Below are 3,430 nucleotides of genomic sequence, written 5' to 3'. Positions count from 1 at the left end.
GAACTTTCCCAACTCGAAACGCTTCGCGCCGAATCCTTCCGGCAACCCGTCCTGATTTACAAACACAGCACCTCGTGCAGCATCAGTTCGACGGCCCTCAACCGCCTTGAGCGGAATTGGAACGCTCAGGAAATGGCCGATTTGAAAGCCTACCAGCTTGATTTAATCCGGCACCGGGCGGTATCCAACGCCGTGGCCGCCGAGTTTGGTGTCCGCCACGAATCGCCCCAAGTACTCATCCTCCGCAACGGCGAGTGCGTGTACGACGCCTCCCACCTCGGCATCAGTTACCCGGCAGTGAAGGCGCAGGTGGCTTGATTTCTGTGAGAAGTGAGATGTTTTTAACCTGCATTTACATCTCACTTCTCACATCAGTTCCAATGAAACGTCACCGCCTGCTCCACATCGGGGTGCAGGGTGAGGGCCACAGGGCAACTTTGGGCAATTTCTTCGCATTTTTGGCGCTGCTCGTCGGTCAGTTCCACGTTGGTGCGCATGTGCACTTGTACTTCGATACGGGCGATGCGGCGCGGGGGCTGGGGCGTCATGATTTTCGTGACGGCTAGTTCGGTGCCGGTGAAATCCAGCCCTTCGGCCCGGAGACGAATGCCCATCGTCGTGATGATGCAGGTGCCGAGCGAGGTGGCCGTCAGGTCGGTGGGCGAAAACTGCTCGCCCTTGCCGTGGTTGTCGGTGGGCGCGTCGGTGCCGATTTTGGTGCCCGATTGCAGGTGGGTCGCTTCGGTGCGGAGGTCGCCGGTGTAAATGATGCGAGCGGTAGGCATCTTGTGCGTGACTTTTTCGGTAGTTTGGGGAAAGAATCGCTAAACCTACGGCTTTTTCCCAAAAACCCGTCCCGGCGGCTTGCCCACCACCGCATCCCACCCCATGAAAAGTTGCACGTTTCGTTTATCGCTCGTTAGCCTGCTGATGCTCACCGGGCCGTTCCGGGGGCTGGCTCAGGTGTCGGGTGCCGCCTCGCCTCCCGCCGCCGAATTACAACGGTTCAATGCCTTTGGTCTGACAACCAACACCAACTCCGGCGTCGTGGGTGGGGTTGTGCTTCGGCAAACCAAATCCCTCTCCAACCACGAACTGCCCCGATTTCGCTACCTCGCCGCCGAATTCGTCAACGTGCGTCACCCGTCGGAGCGGGCGTACGTACTCACCAACGGCAACCGGCTTATTCTGGGGAAGCAATCGTACTTGTTCGCCCTGCGCGGGCAGTGGGGGCGTGAGTTCACGCTGTTTCGTCGTGCCGAGGTCCGGGGCATCGAATTGAACGGCATCCTGGCCGGCGGCCCGACGCTCGGCCTGCTCAAACCGTACTTCGTGCAGGTGGTGACGCGCCAGGCCCCCCGCCAGACTTACGAAGTTCCCTACGACCCTACCCTCATCCAAAGCCGCGAGGTGTACATCAACGGCGGCGGTAGCCCGCTGCGGGGGTTTGACCGCCTGAACGTGGTGCCGGGGCTAAACGTCAAAGCCGCCGTGGCGATTGAACTCGATACGTTCCAGCAGGCCAGCATTGGCATTGAAACGGGTTTCCTGGTCGAAGGCTACCGCCAGGAAATCGTCATTATTTCGGGCGTCCCAAACCGCCAGTTCTTCACCTCCGGTTACCTGACGCTGTACTACGGCACCCGACGCTAACCGAACCAAGCGGACGGGTTTTGGCGTTGGGGTGCTACCTTTGGGGAGTTTTCAGTTTTCGGTTTTCAGTTTCCAGTTGACATCCAACTGAGGGCTGCTCAACTGAAAACTGAAAACTGAAAACTGAAAACTGACTATGAATCAAGACGTTCTCGAAAAAGAATACCAGGACCTCAATAGCATCGCGGCGGTGTACGATTACGACGACTTCGACCGCGACATCCGGCATTACATGATTCGGGCGATGGAGCCGTTTCTGGTGCCGGGCCGGGCGCTCGAAATGGGCTGCGCGTACGGGGAATTCACCGAAATCCTCAGCCACCACTACGCCGACCTGACCGTCATCGACGCCGCCGAGGAATTTCTCGACCACACCCGCAACCGCCTGGGCGACAAGGCCACGTACATCCTGAGTTTGTTCGAGACGTACCAGCCGAAGGAGGAGGAAAAATACGACGCCATTTTCATCATGCACACGCTGGAGCACCTCATCGACCCCGTCGACACGATGCGGCGCGCCAAAAGCTGGCTGACGCCAAAGGGCCGACTCTACCTCGTGGTGCCCAACGCCAACGCCGCCTCCCGCCAACTGGCCGTCAAAATGGGCCTGCTCAGCCACAACTGGGCGCTCACCGAGAAGGACCACAAGCACGGCCACCGAATTTATTACTCCTTCGACACCTTCGAGCGCGACACCCGCGAAGCCGGGCTGGACATCGTCCACCGGGGTGGAATTTTCTTTAAACCCCTGGCCAATTTCCAAATCGACCTCGCCCTCAAGCACGGTGTCATCAACCGCGAGTACATGGAAGCCTGCTTCCAGTTGGGCTACCTCTACCCCGACCTCTGCAACAGTTTGCTGCTGATTGGAAAGTAACCCGACCTTCGCCCCTGCCTCGCCCGCACCGCTCGTTCTCGTGACCGGTGCGGGCGGTTTTTTGGGCCGGGCCGTCGTGCGCGGACTGCTCGACGCGGGGTTTTCGGTGCTGGGAACAGGGCGGCGTTTTTCGGAAAACCTGAAACTAATTCAGGAGGAATTTCGGGAACGGTTTCAGGTTCAGGAAGTGCCGGAAAGCGGGTTTGAACCAGGTATTTTTTCGGGGAAGAAATTCGCTTCGGTCGTTCACCTTGCTTCGTTCGTCCCGACTAGTGCGGGGGGCAACATCTGGGCGAACCTGCGAGCTATCCAGCGGGGCACCCACGACTACACGCTCTCGCTGCTCGACGCGGTGGCGGGCAAAACGGCTCACCTCGTTTTCGCCAGCAGCGTGACGGTGTACGGAAAAAGCCGCTCCGGCGTGTTTCGGGAAACCGACGCGACGGAGCCAACCGACCCCTACGGCCTGTTCAAACTCGCGGGCGAAGGGCTAGGCCGGTTGTTTTCCCAGAACGAGAAAATCCCCTGCGCCCTGCTCCGACCCACCCAACTGTACGGTCCGGGTGAGCCGCATGGGTTGTTTTTCCAGAAGTTTTTCGTCCCCGCCGCGAAGCGAGGCGAAGACATCCGATTGGTGAAGGGCGGGCGGGAAGTGAAGGATTTGCTCTACATCGACGACGCGGCGCGGGCCTTTGTCGCCGCCGTGCAGCAACGAGCCGACGGGGTTTTCAACGTCTCGTCCGGCGTGGGTACGTCGGTGCGGGAAATCGCTGAAGCGATTGAAACCCTGGCCGGAAGCCCTCCCGCCGACCTCACCGACGACGGCGGGCCGGTGCTGAGTCAGGTGTTTGACAACGGAGAAATGCGGGATGTGCTCGGCGTGACCCCCGCCGTGACCAT

5 protein-coding genes are annotated in these 3,430 nt (G+C 59.8%); 4 read left to right on the top strand and 1 reads right to left on the bottom strand.

The window, feature by feature from the left end:
• A partial coding sequence (gene ytxJ / locus UH38_RS24485; RefSeq protein ID WP_045057335.1) for a bacillithiol system redox-active protein YtxJ occupies positions 1-318 on the top strand: 318 nt, incomplete at its 5' end.
• A gap of 53 nt (positions 319-371) precedes the next feature.
• Here ytxJ and UH38_RS24480 read toward each other — a convergent pair.
• Positions 372-785: an OsmC family protein gene (locus UH38_RS24480; protein ID WP_045057334.1), complete on the bottom strand. Its 414-nt coding sequence runs from the start codon at positions 783-785 to the stop codon at positions 372-374.
• Between the two features lie 103 nt (positions 786-888).
• Between UH38_RS24480 and UH38_RS26535 the strand changes: the two genes are divergently transcribed.
• The 3 genes from UH38_RS26535 to UH38_RS24460 form a co-directional block, all read left to right on the top strand.
• Positions 889-1,653, top strand: coding sequence for a hypothetical protein (locus UH38_RS26535; protein WP_072044993.1), 765 nt, complete (start codon positions 889-891; stop codon positions 1,651-1,653).
• Positions 1,654-1,789: 136 nt separating this feature from the next.
• Positions 1,790-2,530, top strand: a complete 741-nt coding sequence (locus UH38_RS25775; protein ID WP_082065523.1) for a class I SAM-dependent methyltransferase — start codon at positions 1,790-1,792, stop codon at positions 2,528-2,530.
• A partial coding sequence (locus UH38_RS24460) for an NAD-dependent epimerase/dehydratase family protein (RefSeq protein ID WP_045057330.1) occupies positions 2,520-3,430 on the top strand: 911 nt, incomplete at its 3' end. The genes UH38_RS25775 and UH38_RS24460, both read left to right, overlap by 11 nt.

It is taken from the genome of Aliterella atlantica CENA595 (assembly GCF_000952155.1).
Lineage (GTDB): Bacteria > Cyanobacteriota > Cyanobacteriia > Cyanobacteriales > Chroococcidiopsidaceae > Aliterella > Aliterella atlantica.
Note: the sequence above shows the minus strand (reverse complement) of the source record. Positions and strands in the feature narration are given on the sequence as shown.

What these genes read in the sequence shown, in the direction of transcription:
- UH38_RS24480 (WP_045057334.1), bottom strand. Translation starts at nt 785, where the DNA reads ATGCCTACCGCTCGCATCATTTACACCGGCGACCTCCGCACCGAAGCG.
- UH38_RS25775 (WP_082065523.1), top strand. Translation starts at nt 1,790, where the DNA reads ATGAATCAAGACGTTCTCGAAAAAGAATACCAGGACCTCAATAGCATC.
- UH38_RS26535 (WP_072044993.1), top strand. Translation starts at nt 889, where the DNA reads ATGAAAAGTTGCACGTTTCGTTTATCGCTCGTTAGCCTGCTGATGCTC.